This is a genomic window from Pseudomonas putida (assembly GCF_002025705.1).
Lineage (GTDB): Bacteria > Pseudomonadota > Gammaproteobacteria > Pseudomonadales > Pseudomonadaceae > Aquipseudomonas > Aquipseudomonas putida_J.
On the sequence record NZ_CP018846.1, the window covers coordinates 36,155 to 52,507 of the forward strand.

Below are 16,353 nucleotides of genomic sequence, written 5' to 3' on the forward strand. Positions count from 1 at the left end.
CCCCGCTTGAGGGCGGCGCAAGAATCCAGCTGTTGTGGGAGCCTCCCATGTTGAACACCCTTCTACCCATCCTGCTGTTCGCTGCCCTTGGCCTGGCGGTGCTCGGCGCCCTGCGCCGGGTGCGCATGTGGCGCCGTGGCCGGGCCGCCAAGGTCGACCTGATCGGCGGCCTGCTGGCCATGCCGCGGCGCTACCTGGTCGACCTGCACCACGTGGTCGAACGCGACAAGTACATGTCCAAGACCCACGTGGCCACTGCTGGCGGCTTCGTGCTGTCGGCCGCGCTGGCGATCCTGGTGCACGGCTTCGGCCTGCAGAGCAAGATCCTTGGCTACGCGCTGCTGGTCGCCACGGTGATCATGTTCACGGGTGCCATCTTCGTCTTCAAACGCCGCCTGAACCCGCCATCGCGCCTGTCCAAGGGCCCGTGGATGCGCCTGCCGAAGAGCCTGCTGGTATTTGCCGCCAGCTTCTTCATCGCCACCTTGCCGGTCGCTGGCATCCTGCCGGCCAATACCGGCGGCTGGGTGATGGTCGGCATTCTCGGTCTGGGCGTGCTGTGGGGCGTGTCGGAGCTGTTCTTCGGCATGACCTGGGGCGGCCCGATGAAACACGCCTTCGCCGGTGCCCTGCACCTGGCCTGGCACCGCCGTGCCGAACGCTTCGGCGGCGGCCGCTCCACCGGCCTCAAGCCGCTGGACCTGGAAGACCCGAACGCGCCGCTGGGCGTGGAAAAGCCGGTGGACTTCACCTGGAACCAGCTGCTCGGTTTCGACGCCTGCGTGCAGTGCGGCAAATGTGAAGCCATGTGCCCGGCATTCGCTGCAGGCCAGCCGCTGAACCCGAAAAAGCTCATTCAGGACATGGTCATCGGCCTGGCCGGTGGCAGCGACGCCAACTTTGCCGGCAGCCCATACCCAGGCAAGGCGATCGGCGAACACGGCGGCAACCCGCATCAGCCAATCGTCAATGGCCTGGTCGACGCCGAGACGCTGTGGTCGTGCACTACCTGCCGCGCTTGCGTCGAGGAATGCCCGATGATGATCGAGCACGTCGATGCCATCGTCGACATGCGCCGCCACCTCACCCTGGAAAAAGGCGCGACCCCGAACAAGGGCGCCGAGGTGCTGGACAACCTGATCGCCACCGACAACCCCGGCGGCTTCGCCCCCGGTGGGCGGATGAACTGGGCGGCCGACCTCAACCTGCAGCTGCTGTCGGAGGTGAAGGCCACCGAAGTGCTGTTCTGGGTCGGTGACGGTGCCTTCGACATGCGCAACCAGCGCACCCTGCGTTCGTTCGTCAAAGTGCTCAAGGCCTCCGGCGTGGACTTTGCCGTGCTTGGCCTGGAAGAACGCGACAGCGGTGACGTGGCGCGCCGCCTGGGCGATGAAGCGACCTTCCAGCATCTGGCCAAGCGCAATATCCAGACCCTGGCCAAGTACAAGTTCCAGCGCATCGTCACCTGCGACCCGCACAGCTTCCATGTACTGAAGAACGAGTACGGCGCACTGGGCGGTGAGTACCAGGTACAGCACCACAGCACTTACATCGCCGAACTGATCGCGGCCAGAAAGTTGAACCTCGGCCAGCACAAGGGCGGCAGTGTCACTTACCACGACCCTTGCTATCTGGGCCGTTACAACGGGGAGTACGAAGCCCCCCGCGAAGTGCTCAAGGCGCTGGGTATCGAGGTGCGCGAAATGGAACGCTCGGGCTTCCGCTCCCGTTGCTGTGGCGGCGGCGGCGGAGCGCCGATCACCGACATCCCTGGCAAGCAGCGGATTCCGGACATGCGCATGGACGACATCCGCGAAACCAAGGCCGAGCTGGTGGCCGTGGGTTGCCCGCAGTGCACCGCGATGCTCGAAGGTGTGGTCGAACCGCGCCCACAGATCAAGGACCTCGCCGAGCTGGTGGCCGATGTGCTGATCGAAGAGGAAACTCCCGCGGCCCCAAAGTCGCCAACGGTTAAACGCGAACCTGCGGAGGTGCATTGATGAGCGACATCATCCGCCGCGATCCACGCGCCGAGTGGATTGCCCGTAACCGTCTGCATCCGCTGCACGCGGCGATGCAGACGCAACAGACCCGCTGGATGGGCCCCAATGGCCTGATCCGCAAGAACCCCCATGCCATCGCCGCAGGTTTCATCGGCCCGGCTGGCCTCAAGCGCATCGACCGCAGCGGCGCCCAGCAGGGTACCGGTGTCGGCGGGCGGCGTACGGCGGCGGCCGAAGTGCAACTGCCGCTGCGCCAGGTGCCAGCGCCGGCGTTCTACATTGCCGTGGTGCCGGACATGGTCGGCGGCCGCCTGAGCAGCCACGACCGCGATTTGCTCGGCCTGGCCCATGGCCTGGCCGGCAGCGACGGTGCAGTGCTGGCGGTGGTGTTTGGCGAACACAAGGAAAGCAACTTCTCCACAGCCGGTGTCGATCGCCTGCTGGTACTTGAAGGTGAGCAGTTTGAAGGTTATGCACCGGAACAGCTGGTGCAGGGGCTGCGCGCTGTGGATAACCAGTTCACCCCGCGCCATTGGCTGCTGCCCGACAGCCGTACCGGTGGCGGCGAACTGGGCCGCCGCCTTGGCGCGGCCTTGGGCGAGCGCCCGGCGACGCGGGTCTGGCAGGTCAAGGACGGCCAGTGCATCGGCCGCGCAGGTGCCGGCCAGCAAGACCTGCAACGTGCCGTGCCGCGGCTGATCCTGGGCGCGGCGGAGTGTGCCGAGCCGGTCAGTGAAACCCGTCACGAAGCGCTGCCGGTGGAGTTGTCCACAAGCGTGGTGCGCAGCCTGTCGCGCATCGAAGACCTGGGCTCGGTGGCCGTCGACCCGGCTACCATCGCCATGGCCGAAGCCGAGTTCATCGTCTCTGGTGGCAACGGCGTCAAGGACTGGGACCTTTACCACAAGGCCACTGCAGCCCTGGGCGCCACCGAAGGCGCCTCGCGGGTGGCGGTGGACGACGGCTTCATGCCGCGCAACCGCCAGGTCGGTGCCACCGGTACCTGGGTTACTGCGCGAGTCTATGTGGCTGTGGGTATCTCTGGCGCGATCCAGCACCTGCAGGGCATCGGCGCCTGCGACAAGGTGGTGGCGATCAACATGGACCCGGGCTGCGACATGATCAAACGGGCTGACCTGTCGGTGATTGGCGACAGCTCGGCGATACTCCAGGCACTGATCGAGGCTGTGGACAACTTCCGCAGCGGCGGCCAGCGCGACGCGGCATAAGGGCACGAGCATGAGTACGAAAGTGATCAGCCTGGTTTCCATCGGTGCCCACCCCAGCTCCGGTCGCGCCCGCCGCGCCGAGCAGGATGCGCGTGCAGTGGAGCTGGGCTTGCAGCTGGCTGGGGATAACTTGCAGGTGGTGCATGCCGGCGACCCACGGGAAGAGGCACTGCGCGCCTATCTGGGCATGGGCCTGGACCATCTGGATGTACTGGAGCAGCCGGCTGGAGCGGATGTGCTAGGCGTGCTGGGTGATTACCTGCGCGATGCTGGCGCCCAGCTGGTGCTGACCGGCAGCCAGGCCGAGACCGGTGAAGGGTCGGGCATGCTGCCGTTCCTGTTGGCCGAAAAGCTCGGCTGGCCGTTGATCGTGGGGTTGGCCGAGGTAGAGTCGATCGAGAACGGCACCGCCCAGGTATTGCAGGCTTTGCCGCGGGGTCAGCGGCGCCGGCTGAAAGTGCGCCTGCCGTTGCTGGCGACTGTGGATAACGCCGCGCCAAAGCCGCGCCAGAGCGCTTTTGGCCCGGCTCGCCGGGGTGTGCTGGCGGCGCGCAATGTGGCGATCGTCGAGGATGAACTGCTGACTGACGCCGAGCTGCAACCGGCGCGGCCACGGCCCAAGCGGCTCAAGGTGATCAAGGCAAAGAGCGGCGCGGACCGAATGAAGGCCGCCACCGCCAAGGCCAGTGGTGGCGGCGGTAAGGTCCTGAAGGATGTTTCCCCACAAGAAGGTGCCGAGGCCATCCTCAAGCTGCTGGTGGAAGAGGGTGTGCTGCGCTGAAGCAGGATGATTACAGGCCTCTGTGGGAGCGGCCTTGTGTCGCGAAAGGGCTGCACAGCGGCCCCAGATTTGCGCCACACTGCAAAATTTCTGGGGCTGCTGTGCAGCCCTTTCGCGACACAAGGCCGCTCCCACAGAAAGCAGTTATTGCCGAACTACATTGAACGCCCAGCTGCCCTGCGCCTCGCTCACTGGATCGAATAACACCCGCATCCCCTCCGACAACGCCACATTCACTGCGGCACAGCGCAAAACCAGGTAATCCCGGCGCTCCCCTTCCACGTTGATCACCCCAATACCCCGGCCTTCATCAAACCACTTCACAGTGCCCTCCTGGCGGCTGTGCATAAGTCACCCCTGGATAATGCCGAAGTAGAAGCTGTTACCCCACCACATCGTTGCATTTCACGAAACTGGCAGAAATATCAGGTACGCCTCTGTTTTGCCCACGGAATCTGTTCGCCATGCTGTGGATAAAGTGTTGGCGTTTCACTGCAGGCCTTGTATTTCGGCGTGTGCGTGTAATTGATTGAAATTTGATCAGCATATGGATCTTCCTCTCGGAGCCCGCTTGCTCCCGAAGCCCTTTGACTTACCCACATTCACTGTGAACCGGTCTGTGGATAATATGTTGGAGATACGCTGAAGCCCATATAAAATGCGGGCTGCGATGGATTGATCAAAAAGTGACCATGCAACGACATTTTTTGCTAAGTGCTCGTCAAACAACGCCTCGGCGTACTTATCAACAGAAGTTGAGAGTGCGCAGAAGCACCGTCCACATTCTCTGTTGGTGGCTCTGTGGGTAAGTTGTTCGAACTCTTCTGTAGGCCAATGGCAGCTTGGCCTGTGGCGAAATGATCAAAAAGTGCTCATTTTGAATGAGGCGTGGTATGACAGTTCATTGGCGACGCTGAGTCGTTTCCGGCAAAGAGCCTGTTGATAACTCGTTGAACTGATAAAATTGCCAGTTTCTGAGCGTCGGCTAGCGGGATAGGCTGGCTGCTGAATCTTTATGTGCAACCCACATCCGGACAGCCATATGCCCTCCAGGCCCCACGGTTTCAGTCGATACTCTGCATATGGCTATCAATCGCATGCAGTGGGCTCCGTATTGGCTTTCAACGCTCAGTGGCGAGACCCGTTGACGGGGTGTTATCACTTGGGAAATGGCTACCGTGCCTACAACCCTGCATTGATGCGTTTTCAAGCGGCAGACCGGCTGAGCCCATTCGGTGAAGGTGGTGTGAATGCTTATGCCTATTGCCTGGGCGACCCGGTCAACCATCGCGATCCCACAGGTGAGAAGGCAGAAGACTATGTGCTGCCCGTGCTAAGTATCCTTAGCAATCTGCTCGGGATATTTGTTAGCGGACTCCGCTTCAGATCATTCTTCAAGCAAAGCCGTGCTGCTCGAAGTAGTGCCTTGGATCAAACTGCACCGACCATTCCGTTACCTGAGCGCAAGGATTGGTGGCTCTCCAGCATCAGTCTAGTGTCTGGCACTGCGGGGTTGACCATTGGTGTAGTGAGGACGATTGAGCCGGAGAATGAGTGGCAAACCTGGGCATTGGCGCCGTTGACTTCTATCTCGCTGGGTACCACCGCATTTGAAGCATGGAAGTTGGCTCAGGCGAAGCCATGGCGGCCAAGCAATCCGCAAATGTTGGTGCCCTTGACGCCTCTAGAGCAACAGCCAATTCCTGGTCCCCAAATTATCAGGCGTAGTTGATTCAGCTTTGGAAGCATGGATAGCGACATCCGTCGCTATCCGCTTGCACCAAGAAATTACTGCGCCTGCACTTCCTTGAGATACGGCGCTGGCTCCGCTCCCAGGTTGTTCAGCATCCGCCCGCTGTACCAGTCAATGAAGTTGACCACGCCAAACTCGTAAGTCTTCGAGTAAGGCCCAGGCTGGTACGCAGTAGAGTTGATCCCGCGCTGGTTCTCTTCGGCCAGGCGGCGGTCCTGGTCGTTGGTGGCATCCCACACCTTGCGCATGTGCTCAGGGTTGTAGTCCACGCCTTCCACTGCATCCTTGTGCACCAGCCACTTGGTGGTGACCATGGTCTCCTGGGCGCTGATCGGCCACACGGTGAAGACGATCATGTGGTCGCCCATGCAGTGGTTCCACGAGTGCGGCAGGTGCAGGATGCGCATCGAGCCTAGGTCCGGGTTCTTGATGCGACCCATCAGCTTCTGGCAGGCCTGCTTGCCGTCCATGGTCATCGACACGGTGCCCTTGAGCAGCGGCATGCGCACGATGCGGTTACGCAGGCCATGGCTCTTGTGCAGGTAAGGGATCTTCTCGGCTTCCCAGGCGGCAGCAGAGCTGGCCACGTGGTCCTTGAATTCCTGGCTGGCACGCGGGTCGTTGGTGTCGTCCCACTCCAGCAGGGTTTGCAGCAGCTCCGGGTGCGAACCGGAGCAGTGGTAGCACTCGCGGTTGTTTTCCAGCACCAGCTTCCAGTTGGCCTTTTCCATCAAGGTGGTCTGCACCGCCACCTTGGTGTTCTCCATGTCGTACGGTTCCATGTAGTGGTCCAGGGTGGCCAGGAACTCGTCGATGGCAGGCGGGTTTTCTGCCAGGCTGATGAAGATGTAGCCGCCGGCCACTTTCACGTGCACAGGCTTCAGGCCGTATTCCTTCATGTCGAAGTCGGCGCCCATCTCGGTGCCCGCAAACAGCAGGCGGCCGTCCAGCTCGTAGGTCCACTGGTGGTAGTGGCAGACCAGCTTGGCCACCTTGCCCTTGTCGCTGACGCACAGGCGCGAGCCGCGGTGGCGGCAGACGTTATGGAAGGCGTGCACCTTGCCTTCAGCACCGCGCACCACCAGGATCGGGTTCTTGCCGATCTGCAGGGTGATGTAGTTGCCCTTTGCCGGGATCTCGCAGGTCATGCCGGCGATCAGCCATTCTTTCTGGAAGATCTCCTGCATGTCGATCTGGAACAGACGCTCGTCGGTGTAGAACGGCTGGGGCAGCGAGTAGGTGCGCTCGCGGGTCTGCAGCATCTCGGCGGTGGCCTTGCGTGCAGGTTCCAGTGGATCGCCCAGGCTCAGGGTTGCGGTGACGTCCATCGTGTAATCCTCGGGGCCGTGTGCGGCCGGCAAAAGGTGGCTAATCGTTGTTGTGGTGCCGCAAGACTGACTGCCGGAAAAAGGCAGTTTCTTTTGCCGTGGAGTGTGCGTCCGAAGGCGGCGCGAACCGTATCCATGGGCGACATGGCCGATTTGAATTACGACGCGCCAGCCCTTGTATCACGGGGCTGGTCGCGATAAGCACGCCGATGTCGCTGGCAGGAATGTACGTCGCGTTCAGCTTGCGCATTATCGCAGCCATAAAAAGGGCCATAGTCGGCCGCTGGAGATGAACATGTCCGATACCTTCCTCAATCCGGTCACCACCCAGACCTGGGCCAACGGCCGCCACATCGTGCGCTGCGTCAAGGTCATCCAGGAGACCTGGGACGTGCGCACCTTCTGCTTCATGGCCGACCAGCCGATCATGTTCTTCTTCAAGCCTGGACAGTTCGTCACCCTGGAGCTGGAGATCGAAGGCAAGCCGGTGATGCGCTCCTACACCATCTCCAGCTCGCCGTCGGTGCCTTACAGCTTCTCGATCACGGTCAAGCGCGTGCCGGGCGGGCTGGTTTCCAACTTCCTCCACGACACCATGCACGAAGGCGCCGAGCTGCCGGTGCATGGCCCGGTGGGGCTGTTCAACGCCATTGATTTCCCGGCGGGCAAGACGCTGTACCTGTCCGGGGGTGTCGGTATTACCCCGGTGATGTCGATGGCGCGCTGGTTCTACGACACCAACGCCAATGTCGACATGGTCTTCGTGCACAGCGCGCGGTCGCCGAAAGACATTATCTACCACCGCGAGCTGGAACAGATGGCCTCGCGCATCCCCAACTTCAGCCTGCACATCATTTGCGAGAAGCACGGGTTGGGCGAGCCCTGGGCGGGTTACCGCGGCTATCTGAATCAGCGGCTGATGGAGCTGATCGCGCCGGACTACATGGAGCGCACAGTGTTCTGCTGCGGCCCGACGCCGTACATGACCGCGGTCAAGCGCATGCTCGAAGCGGTCGGCTTCGACATGAAGAACTACCACGAGGAATCGTTCGGTGCCACGCCGGCAGAGGCCAAGGCCGATGCGGTGGAGCATGCCGAGCAGGCGGCCGATGCGCCGGAAGTGGATGCTTCGGACCTCAACCTGGTGGAGTTCATCGGCAGCGAGAAGAGCATCCGCGTGGCCCCGGGCGAGACTGTGCATGCGGCGGCGGCGAAGGTTGGGCTGATGATCCCCAAAGCCTGTGGCATGGGCATCTGCGGGACCTGCAAGGTGCTCAAGCTGGGCGGCGAAGTGGAGATGGAGCACAACGGCGGGATTACCGAGGAAGACGAAGCCGAGGGCTACATCCTGTCGTGCTGCAGTGTGCCGAAGGGGGATGTGCGGATCGATTACTGATCCGAGATTGCCGGGGCTGCGTTGCAGCCCTTTCGCGACACAAGGCCGCTCCCACAAAGGCCCCGCGTACACCATCCAATGTGGGAGCGGCCTTGCGTCGCGAAAGGGCCGCAAAGCGGCCCCAGCTAACTGAATTCAGGTGCGGAAGCGGGCCACCAACCCATTCAAATCCACCGCCAGGCGCGACAGCTCCGCACTCGCCGCGCTGGTCTGATGCGCGCCGGTCGCACTCTGCACCGACAGGTCGTTGATGTTCACCAGGTTGCGGTCCACCTCCCGCGCCACCTGGGCCTGTTCTTCTGCCGCACTGGCAATCACCAGGTTACGCTCGTTGATCTGCGCCACAGCGCCGGCAATGGTGTCCAGCGCCATGCCGGCGCCCTTGGCAATATTCAGCGTCGACTCGGCGCGTTCGGTGCTGGTACGCATCGATTCCACCGCCTCTTCGGTACCGCCCTGGATGCTGCCGATCATGCGCTCGATCTCGCTGGTCGACTGCTGGGTACGATGGGCCAGTGCCCGCACTTCATCCGCCACCACGGCAAAACCACGACCGGCCTCACCGGCACGTGCCGCTTCGATCGCCGCGTTCAGCGCCAGCAGGTTGGTCTGGTCGGCCAGGCCGCGGATCACGTCGAGCACCTTGCCGATGTCGCGCGATTGCTCGGCCAGGTGGGTGATCAGCTTGGCGGTGGCCTGCACGTCACCGCTCATGCGTTCGATGGCGCCCACGGTTTCCATGACCAGGTCACGACCGTCGCCGGCCGAGCGGCTGGCTTCGCTTGAGGCTTCCGAAGTGCTGACCGCATTGCGCGCCACTTCTTCCACGGCGCTGGTCATCTCGGTGACGGCGGTAGCTGCCTGTTCAATTTCATTGTTCTGCTGCTGCAGGCCACGGGCGCTTTCGTCGGTGACGCAATTCAGCTCTTCGGCGGCCGAAGCCAGCTGGGTGGCGGAACCGGCGATCAGTTGCAGAGTGTCGCGCAGCTTGTCCTGCATGCGGGCCATGGCGCGCTGCAGGCGGGCGGCTTCGTCGCTGCCTTCGGCGCGGATGACCTTGGTCAGGTCGCCGTCGGCCACCTGTTCGGCGGCCTGCAGGGCCTCTTCGATCGGCTTGACGATGCTGCGGGTCAGCAGGAAGGCGCAGAGGAAGGTCAGCACGGTGGCGGCGATCAGCAGGCCGATCACCAGGGCGAAGGCGGCGGCGTACTGGTTGGCGGCGGTTTCGTTGGTGGCGCGGGTCTGGTCGGTATTGATCTGTACCAGGGTTTCCATGACCTTGTTGATCTGGTCGGAGTTGGCCAGCAGGTCGCGGTTGAGCAGGTCACGCAGCTCGTCCAGGCGGTCGGCCTGGCTCAGGCTGCGCATGCGCGACTCGAGCTGGCGGTACTGGTTGAGCAACTGGGTGTATTGGTCGAAGGCAGCCTGCTCGTCCGCAGCACCGATCATCGGCAGGTAGGCCTGGCGGGCACGGTCGATCTGGGCGTTGCGCTGGTCCAGCAGGTTGAGGGTGTCGCGCTGGGTTTCCGGCTCGCGGTTGAGCAGCAGGCGGTAGGACAGGGTGCGCATGCGCAGGTTAAGTGCGGTCAGCTCGTCCAGGGTCTTGATGCTGGGTACGCTGATGTTTTCGATGGCCACGCCGGCCTGTCGGATGTTGCCCATCTGCATGAGCGAAAAGATACCAAGGCCGAGCATGAGCACGCCGATCAGGGCGAACCCGAGCAACGCACGCGGGGCGATGTTCATGTTGCGAAGAGACATGGGGAAAAGTCCAGGCAAGGAATATGGAGGCGCGGTCCGTGCGACGAAATATGACCTGCCTGTCTATCGGTCGTGACTCACCAGTCTTGAGCCTGACCGGTGGAAAATGTGAGCCAGCTAACTATTTACCTGACCGGCGGTTGATCCAGGTCGGAACAAGGGGCCCGATACCCTGTCAATCTGCGGGGTAGAAACCTTAAGAACCCGATATTTAATGGCGGGGGCTCACGCTTTTCTTTATCGTGTGCGCCCTTTGCAACAACCCGAGATAGACCCATGCTGGAAGCCTCCCTGAATCAACTCGAGCAACTGGTCAGCGACCTGATGCAGAAAAACGCTCAACTCACCGAGCAGAACACTACCCTCGGCCAGGAACTGGCCCAGGCCAAGGAAGAAAACGAGACCCTGCAGCTGTCGCTGATGGAGCAGGAAGAAAAGCACGGCGCCACCGCCGCGCGCATCCAGGCGCTGGTTGACCGCGCCAGCGCAGGTGTCGTCGGCGCATGAGACTGCAAGCGCAGCCGATCAATGTCGTGTCGATCCTCGGCAGCGACTATTCGATCAAGGCGCCCGAAGGCCAGGAAGAGACCTTGGCCCAGGCAGTGCGGATGCTCAATACCGCGCTGAACGAGACCAAGCGCCAGTACCCGACCCTGATCGGTGACAAGTTGCTGGTACTGGCCGCGCTGAATCTGTGTTCCAAGCAGGTCGAACTGCAGAAGGAGCACCAGCAGACCCTCGAGCGTACCCAGGCGCAGATCGATGCCACCGTCGACGCAATCGTCAAGACTATTGCTGAGTCTTGATCAATCCCTGGGGTCGCTTTGCGACCCTTTCGCGACACAAGGCCGCTCCTACAGGTAACGCATGCCCTTTGTAGGAGCGGCCTTGTGTCGCGAAAGGACTGCAAAGCACCCCCATTGTTCCAGATCACTGGATTAACTGAATACGCAAGTGTATACACTTCTCGCAAAACAATAATTAGCGGGGAGCAGGGGCATGCGTATCTGGCGTAAAAGCATCCAGTGGCAATTGATTGCAAGCATGGGCGCTGCCTTGCTGGCGAGCATTCTGGTGGTGGTGATCATCTTCACGGTGGCACTCAACCGCCTGACCGAACGTTACCTGGTCGACACCGCATTGCCGGCCAGCATCCAAGCCATCCGCAACGACATCGAGCGCATGCTCGGCCAGCCGTTGGTGGCTGCAGCCGACATTGCCGGCAATACGTTGCTGCGCGATTGGCTTGCCGCTGGCGAAGACCCCGCTCAAGCCCCGCAATTCCTCGAATACCTACAGGCCGCCAAGCAACGCAACCATGCGTTCACCACGCTGTTCGCCTCGACCGAAACGGGCAACTACTACAACGAGATTGGCCTGGACCGCGTTCTCAGTCGCGGCAACCCCAATGACAAGTGGTTCTACGGCTACATCGACAGCGGCGCCGAACGCCTGGTGAATATCGATATCGATCATGCGACGGGCGAACTGGCGCTGTTTATTGATTACCGGGTGGTAAAGGCCGGCAAGCTGGTTGGCGTGGCCGGTATGGGCCTGCGCATGACCGAACTGTCGAAACTCATCCACGACTTCAGTTTCGGCGAGCACGGCAAGGTGTTCCTGGTGCGCAACGATGGGCTGATCCAGGTGCACCCGGACGCGGCCTTCAGCGGCAAGCGCCAGCTCGCCGAACAACTCGGCGCAGACGCTGCCAAGGCGGTGATGACCGGTGGCGAAGGCCTGCGCAGCAGCCGCTTCAACCGCGACGGTGAAAGCTACCTGGCGCTGGGCCTGCCTCTGCGCGACCTCAACTGGACCCTGGTGGCTGAGGTACCTGAGGAGGAAATTTACGCGCAGATGCACCAGACGGTGGGGCTGACCAGCCTGATCGGCGGCAGCGTAGCCCTTGTGTCGCTGCTGCTGGTGGTGCTGCTGGCGCGTGGCCTGGTGCGCCCGATCCGTCGCGTCACCGCCGCGCTGGTACAGATCGGCAGTGGCGGTGGCGACCTCAGCCATCGCCTGGATGACGCCCGTCAGGATGAACTGGGTGATCTGGCCCGTGGCTTCAATCGCTTCCTCGACAGCCAGCGTGGCCTGATCGGCGAAGTGTTGCGCACCAGCGAACGCCTGCACCAGGCAGTAGAGCAGGTGACCCAGGTTGTGGATAACACCGCCGAGCGCTCCGGTCGGCAGCAGGAAATGACCGAGATGGTCGCCACCGCCGTGCACGAGATGGGCCTGACTGTGCAGGACATCGCCCGCAATGCTGGCGATGCGGCGCAGGCATCGCAATCGGCGCGGGATGAGGCCCTGCAGGCGCGCGAAGTGGTGCGGCGCTCGATCCAGGGTATCGAGGGCATGTCGGGGGATATCGGCAAGGCTGCCGATGCGGTCAGCCAGCTGGCCGATGAAGTCGCCTCGATCGACCAGGTATTGGCGGTGATCCGCAGTATTTCCGAACAGACCAACCTGTTGGCGCTGAACGCTGCCATCGAAGCGGCCAGGGCAGGGGAGATGGGCCGTGGATTTGCCGTGGTGGCCGATGAGGTGCGGACCTTGGCCCGGCGTACGCAGCTGTCCACTGATGAAGTGCAGCAAATGATCCAGCGCCTCAAGCAAGGCGCGGGTTCGGCAGTGAGTTCGATGCACGCCGGGCAACAGGCTACAGGCAGTGGTGTGGAGTCGAGCCAGCGTACCGGCGCCTCGTTAGGCGCGATTACTGATCAGGTCGAGCACATCAGCGACATGAACCATCAGGTGGCCACGGCGACCGAGGAACAGTCAGCGGTGACCGAGGAGATCAACCGCACGGTGCAAGGAATTTCCGACCTGGCGCGGGAGACGGCGGCCGAGGTGCAGGGCTGCCGGAAGGAGTGCCAGGCGTTGCGCGGTCTGGCTGATGACCTGGCGCGGCAGATGGGTGGGTTCAGGCTATAAGCCAACCTTCGAACGTTTCGTGCCTGTAAGGGCACGGAACGTTCGCGGAGCAAGATTTAGCTATGTTTTAGGCTGGCACAAGTGTGATGTCCACCCTAAGGCCACGAACAGGTCCGCCTTCTGGGTCGGCTTCTGGGAGTTCAATCCCGATGATGTAGGATGTGTAATATTTTCCATTGAACTTGAACTTTTTCCCATCGGCGGTGGCTATCATGTCGTTTGCCGAGTTGCCCCAAATGTCATAAGACTTTGGCGAACCTCCCGGCATGTGCACAACGCACCGGTCACTTGCATCTCTGACTGAATCGTTTTCGGCATTCTCGCTGGATTTACGGCCTACGATCTCGCTGGCGTTACGGTCTACGATCTCGCTGGCTTTACGGCCTACGATTTCAATCGATTCGATGTGCGAGCCGTTTTGGCTGAACTTGTAGTTAAGTTCTTCTGGGTAAATTCCAAAATTAGGTTTTTCAATTGTAATGATGTATAGGCCACTATATTTGTTATCTAAAGCTTTAGCGATCAGCCATGACATGCGGTCTTGAATGTTTAACGTTTTATCCTGGAAAATAAGTTTCATCGCGAACCTCCGAAGATTGATTGTCGCGATTCCTATTTTTCAAGTATCAGCGATGAGTCACAACTGGTAGTTTTAACAGGTGTGTTAAGGTGCATTGCCTGGCATAGTTACGGGTTGCGCTGCGTCGCTTCATTCACACATACGTTATGTGTGCGCGGGAATAGTGCGTTTTCTGGAAAGATCAACTGCTAGCAGCAAATGCAGCCATCGATGCGGACAGGGCAGTGGGCCCACAGTGTCAGGCCTTGTCTGACGAAAGGAGGGCGAAGCCCTCCCTGCAATCTCTCAGCCAGTAATGATCATGCGGATATCCGCCGCCAGCTCGCGCACCCGCTCTTCCTCGGTATCCCACGAACACATGAACCGCGCACCGCCGCTACCAATGAAGGTATAGAAGCGCCAGCCCTTGGCCCGCAGTGCTTCAATCGCGTGCTCCGGTCGGCAGCAGGAAATGACCGAGATGGTCGCCACCGTGCGGTCAGCCAGCTGGCCGATGAAGTCGCCTCGATCGACCAGGTATTGGCGGTGATCCGCAGTATTTCCGAACAGACCAACCTGTTGGCGCTGAACGCTGCCATCGAAGCGGCCAGGGCAGGGGAGATGGGCCGTGGATTTGCCTTGGTGGCCGATGAGGTGCGGACCTTGGCCCGGCGTACGCAGCTGTCCACTGATGAAGTGCAGCAAATGATCCAGCGCCTCAAGCAAGGCGCGGGTTCGGCAGTGAGTTCGATGCACGCCGGGCAACAGGCTACAGGCAGTGGTGTGGAGTCGAGCCAGCGTACCGGCGCCTCGTTAGGCGCGATTACTGATCAGGTCGAGCACATCAGCGACATGAACCATCAGGTGGCCACGGCGACCGAGGAACAGTCAGCGGTGACCGAGGAGATCAACCGCACGGTGCAAGGAATTTCCGACCTGGCGCGGGAGACGGCGGCCGAGGTGCAGGGCTGCCGGAAGGAGTGCCAGGCGTTGCGCGGTCTGGCTGATGACCTGGCGCGGCAGATGGGTGGGTTCAGGCTATAAGCCCACCTTCGAACGTTTCGTGCCTGTAAGGGCACGGAACGTTCGCGGAGCAAGATTTAGCTATGTTTTAGGCTGGCACAAGTGTCATGCCCACCTGAAGGCCAGGAACAAGTCCGCCTTCTGCGCCGGCTTCTGGGAGATTAATCATGTTGATGTAGGATGTGTAATATTCTCCATTGAACTTGAACTTTTTCCCATCGGCGGTGGCTATCATGCCGTATGCCGAGTCGCCCGAAATGACATATTTATCTGGCGAACCTCCCGGAATGTGCACAGCGCACCAGTCACTTGCATCTCTGACTGAATTGTCTTCGGCATTCTCGCTGGCTTTACGGCCTACGATTTCAATCGATTCGATGTGCGAGCCGTTTTGGCTGAAATTGTAGTTAAGTTGTTCTGGGTAAATTGTCAAACTAGGTTTTTCATTTCTATAGACGCGTAGGCCAGCATATCCGTTATCTAAAGCTTTAGCGATCACCCATGACATGCGGTCATGAATGTTTAACGTTTCACCCTGGAAAGTAAATTTCATCGCGAACCTCCGAAGATTGATTGTCGCGATTCCTATTTTTCAAGTATCAGCGGTGAGTCACAACTGGTAGTTTTAACAGGTGTGTTAAGGTGCATTGCCTGGCATAGTTACGGATTGCGCTGCGTCGCTTCATTCACACATGCATTATGTGTGCGCGGGAATAGTGCGTTTTCTGGAAAGATCAACTGCTAGCAGCAAATGCAGCCATCAATGCGGACAGGGCAGTGGGCCGACAGTGTCAGGCCTTGTCTGACGAAAGGAGGGCGAAGCCCTCCCTGCAATCTCTCAGCCAGTAATGATCATGCGGATATCCGCCGCCAGCTCGCGCACCCGCTCTTCCTCGGTATCCCACGAACACATGAACCGCGCACCGCCGCTACCAATGAAGGTATAGAAGCGCCAGCCCTTGGCCCGCAGTGCTTCAATCGCGTGCTCCGGTCGGCAGCAGGAAATGACCGAGATGGTCGCCACCGTGCGATCAGCCAGCTGGCCGATGAAGTCGCCTCGATCGACCAGGTATTGGCGGTGATCCGCAGTATTTCCGAACAGACCAACCTGTTGGCGCTGAACGCTGCCATCGAAGCGGCCAGGGCAGGGGAGATGGGCCGTGGATTTGCCTTGGTGGCCGATGAGGTGCGGACCTTGGCCCGGCGTACGCAGCTGTCCACTGATGAAGTGCAGCAAATGATCCAGCGCCTCAAGCAAGGCGCGGGTTCGGCAGTGAGTTCGATGCACGCCGGGCAACAGGCTACAGGCAGTGGTGTGGAGTCGAGCCAGCGTACCGGCGCCTCGTTAGGCGCGATTACTGATCAGGTCGAGCACATCAGCGACATGAACCATCAGGTGGCCACGGCGACCGAGGAACAGTCAGCGGTGACCGAGGAGATCAACCGCACGGTGCAAGGAATTTCCGACCTGGCGCGGGAGACGGCGGCCGAGGTGCAGGGCTGCCGGAAGGAGTGCCAGGCGTTGCGCGGTCTGGCTGATGACCTGGCGCGGCAGATGGGTGGGTTCAGGCTATAAGCCAACC

General features: G+C 60.9%; 12 protein-coding genes and 6 pseudogenes. 10 read left to right on the forward strand and 8 right to left on the reverse strand.

Features of this window, described 5'->3' with window-relative positions; translation table 11 throughout:
* Positions 1–47: 47 nt before the first annotated feature.
* Genes dgcB through BUQ73_RS00215 form a run of 3 tightly spaced genes read left to right on the forward strand, consistent with a single transcriptional unit; the run spans position 48 to position 4,013 of the window.
* Complete coding sequence (gene dgcB, locus BUQ73_RS00205; protein ID WP_079226241.1) at positions 48–2,000, forward strand: dimethylglycine demethylation protein DgcB; 1,953 nt, start codon at positions 48–50, stop codon at positions 1,998–2,000.
* On the forward strand, positions 2,000–3,232 hold the full coding sequence (locus BUQ73_RS00210) for an electron transfer flavoprotein subunit alpha/FixB family protein (protein WP_079226242.1): 1,233 nt from the start codon (positions 2,000–2,002) through the stop codon (positions 3,230–3,232). The genes dgcB and BUQ73_RS00210 overlap by 1 nt, the downstream gene beginning before the upstream one ends.
* A 10-nt stretch (positions 3,233–3,242) precedes the next feature.
* Entirely contained in the window at positions 3,243–4,013 is a 771-nt protein-coding gene (locus tag BUQ73_RS00215) for an electron transfer flavoprotein subunit beta (protein WP_079226243.1), read from the forward strand.
* A gap of 144 nt (positions 4,014–4,157) precedes the next feature.
* Here BUQ73_RS00215 and BUQ73_RS00220 read toward each other — a convergent pair whose 3' ends face one another.
* On the reverse strand, positions 4,158–4,361 hold the full coding sequence (locus BUQ73_RS00220) for a cold shock domain-containing protein (protein ID WP_079226244.1): 204 nt from the start codon (positions 4,359–4,361) through the stop codon (positions 4,158–4,160).
* A gap of 781 nt (positions 4,362–5,142) precedes the next feature.
* On the opposite strand from BUQ73_RS00220, the pseudogene BUQ73_RS28540 reads away from it, so the two are divergent.
* Positions 5,143–5,316, forward strand: a pseudogene (locus BUQ73_RS28540) (RHS repeat-associated core domain-containing protein); the annotation flags it as partial.
* A gap of 485 nt (positions 5,317–5,801) precedes the next feature.
* On the opposite strand, the gene gbcA reads toward BUQ73_RS28540, so the two are convergent.
* On the reverse strand, positions 5,802–7,094 hold the full coding sequence (gbcA, locus tag BUQ73_RS00230) for a glycine-betaine demethylase subunit GbcA (protein ID WP_027917549.1): 1,293 nt from the start codon (positions 7,092–7,094) through the stop codon (positions 5,802–5,804).
* A 295-nt stretch (positions 7,095–7,389) separates the two neighbouring features.
* On the opposite strand from gbcA, the gene gbcB reads away from it, so the two are divergent.
* On the forward strand, positions 7,390–8,490 hold the full coding sequence (gbcB, locus tag BUQ73_RS00240) for a glycine-betaine demethylase subunit GbcB (RefSeq protein ID WP_079226246.1): 1,101 nt from the start codon (positions 7,390–7,392) through the stop codon (positions 8,488–8,490).
* A gap of 135 nt (positions 8,491–8,625) precedes the next feature.
* Here gbcB and BUQ73_RS28855 read toward each other — a convergent pair whose 3' ends face one another.
* Positions 8,626–9,498: a methyl-accepting chemotaxis protein gene (locus tag BUQ73_RS28855; RefSeq protein ID WP_416171842.1), complete on the reverse strand. Its 873-nt coding sequence runs from the start codon at positions 9,496–9,498 to the stop codon at positions 8,626–8,628.
* A 30-nt stretch (positions 9,499–9,528) separates the two neighbouring features.
* Positions 9,529–10,251 (reverse strand): annotated as a pseudogene (locus BUQ73_RS28860) (MCP four helix bundle domain-containing protein); the annotation flags it as partial.
* A gap of 276 nt (positions 10,252–10,527) precedes the next feature.
* Here BUQ73_RS28860 and BUQ73_RS00250 point away from each other — a divergent pair.
* The 3 genes from BUQ73_RS00250 to mcpH all read left to right on the forward strand — a co-directional run bounded on the left by BUQ73_RS00250 (position 10,528) and on the right by mcpH (position 13,188).
* The gene (locus BUQ73_RS00250) at positions 10,528–10,758 is read left to right on the forward strand and encodes a hypothetical protein (RefSeq protein WP_079226248.1); all 231 of its coding nucleotides are present in this window, start codon (positions 10,528–10,530) and stop codon (positions 10,756–10,758) included.
* Positions 10,755–11,057, forward strand: a complete 303-nt coding sequence (locus BUQ73_RS00255) for a cell division protein ZapA (RefSeq protein ID WP_027917545.1) — start codon at positions 10,755–10,757, stop codon at positions 11,055–11,057. Before BUQ73_RS00250 ends, BUQ73_RS00255 begins: the two co-directional genes overlap by 4 nt.
* Positions 11,058–11,250: 193 nt before the next feature.
* The gene (gene mcpH / locus BUQ73_RS00260) at positions 11,251–13,188 is read left to right on the forward strand and encodes a methyl-accepting chemotaxis protein McpH (RefSeq protein WP_079226249.1); all 1,938 of its coding nucleotides are present in this window, start codon (positions 11,251–11,253) and stop codon (positions 13,186–13,188) included.
* Between the two features lie 67 nt (positions 13,189–13,255).
* On the opposite strand, the gene BUQ73_RS00265 is transcribed toward mcpH, so the two are convergent.
* Both BUQ73_RS00265 and BUQ73_RS27725 read right to left on the reverse strand, forming a co-directional pair.
* A complete protein-coding gene (locus BUQ73_RS00265; protein WP_079226250.1) occupies positions 13,256–13,768 on the reverse strand; it encodes a hypothetical protein in 513 nt (170 codons plus the stop codon).
* 285 nt (positions 13,769–14,053) lie between these two features.
* Positions 14,054–14,203: pseudogene (locus tag BUQ73_RS27725) on the reverse strand (threonine aldolase); the annotation flags it as partial.
* A 72-nt stretch (positions 14,204–14,275) separates the two neighbouring features.
* Here BUQ73_RS27725 and BUQ73_RS00270 point away from each other — a divergent pair.
* Positions 14,276–14,791, forward strand: a pseudogene (locus BUQ73_RS00270) (methyl-accepting chemotaxis protein); the annotation flags it as partial.
* 67 nt (positions 14,792–14,858) lie between these two features.
* On the opposite strand, the gene BUQ73_RS27730 reads toward BUQ73_RS00270, so the two are convergent.
* Both BUQ73_RS27730 and BUQ73_RS27735 read right to left on the reverse strand, forming a co-directional pair.
* Complete coding sequence (locus BUQ73_RS27730) at positions 14,859–15,323, reverse strand: hypothetical protein (RefSeq protein ID WP_152031487.1); 465 nt, start codon at positions 15,321–15,323, stop codon at positions 14,859–14,861.
* A 285-nt stretch (positions 15,324–15,608) separates the two neighbouring features.
* A pseudogene (locus BUQ73_RS27735) lies at positions 15,609–15,758 on the reverse strand (threonine aldolase); the annotation flags it as partial.
* Between the two features lie 72 nt (positions 15,759–15,830).
* On the opposite strand from BUQ73_RS27735, the pseudogene BUQ73_RS00275 reads away from it, so the two are divergent.
* Positions 15,831–16,346, forward strand: a pseudogene (locus BUQ73_RS00275) (methyl-accepting chemotaxis protein); the annotation flags it as partial.
* Between the last annotated feature and the right edge of the window lie 7 nt (positions 16,347–16,353).

What these genes read in the sequence shown, in the direction of transcription:
- mcpH (WP_079226249.1), top strand. Translation starts at nt 11,251, where the DNA reads ATGCGTATCTGGCGTAAAAGCATCCAGTGGCAATTGATTGCAAGCATG.
- BUQ73_RS00250 (WP_079226248.1), top strand. Translation starts at nt 10,528, where the DNA reads ATGCTGGAAGCCTCCCTGAATCAACTCGAGCAACTGGTCAGCGACCTG.
- gbcA (WP_027917549.1), bottom strand. Translation starts at nt 7,094, where the DNA reads ATGGACGTCACCGCAACCCTGAGCCTGGGCGATCCACTGGAACCTGCA.
- gbcB (WP_079226246.1), top strand. Translation starts at nt 7,390, where the DNA reads ATGTCCGATACCTTCCTCAATCCGGTCACCACCCAGACCTGGGCCAAC.
- BUQ73_RS00265 (WP_079226250.1), bottom strand. Translation starts at nt 13,768, where the DNA reads ATGAAACTTATTTTCCAGGATAAAACGTTAAACATTCAAGACCGCATG.
- BUQ73_RS00210 (WP_079226242.1), top strand. Translation starts at nt 2,000, where the DNA reads ATGAGCGACATCATCCGCCGCGATCCACGCGCCGAGTGGATTGCCCGT.
- BUQ73_RS00255 (WP_027917545.1), top strand. Translation starts at nt 10,755, where the DNA reads ATGAGACTGCAAGCGCAGCCGATCAATGTCGTGTCGATCCTCGGCAGC.
- dgcB (WP_079226241.1), top strand. Translation starts at nt 48, where the DNA reads ATGTTGAACACCCTTCTACCCATCCTGCTGTTCGCTGCCCTTGGCCTG.
- BUQ73_RS00215 (WP_079226243.1), top strand. Translation starts at nt 3,243, where the DNA reads ATGAGTACGAAAGTGATCAGCCTGGTTTCCATCGGTGCCCACCCCAGC.
- BUQ73_RS28855 (WP_416171842.1), bottom strand. Translation starts at nt 9,498, where the DNA reads ATGGCCCGCATGCAGGACAAGCTGCGCGACACTCTGCAACTGATCGCC.
- BUQ73_RS27730 (WP_152031487.1), bottom strand. Translation starts at nt 15,323, where the DNA reads ATGAAATTTACTTTCCAGGGTGAAACGTTAAACATTCATGACCGCATG.
- BUQ73_RS00220 (WP_079226244.1), bottom strand. Translation starts at nt 4,361, where the DNA reads ATGCACAGCCGCCAGGAGGGCACTGTGAAGTGGTTTGATGAAGGCCGG.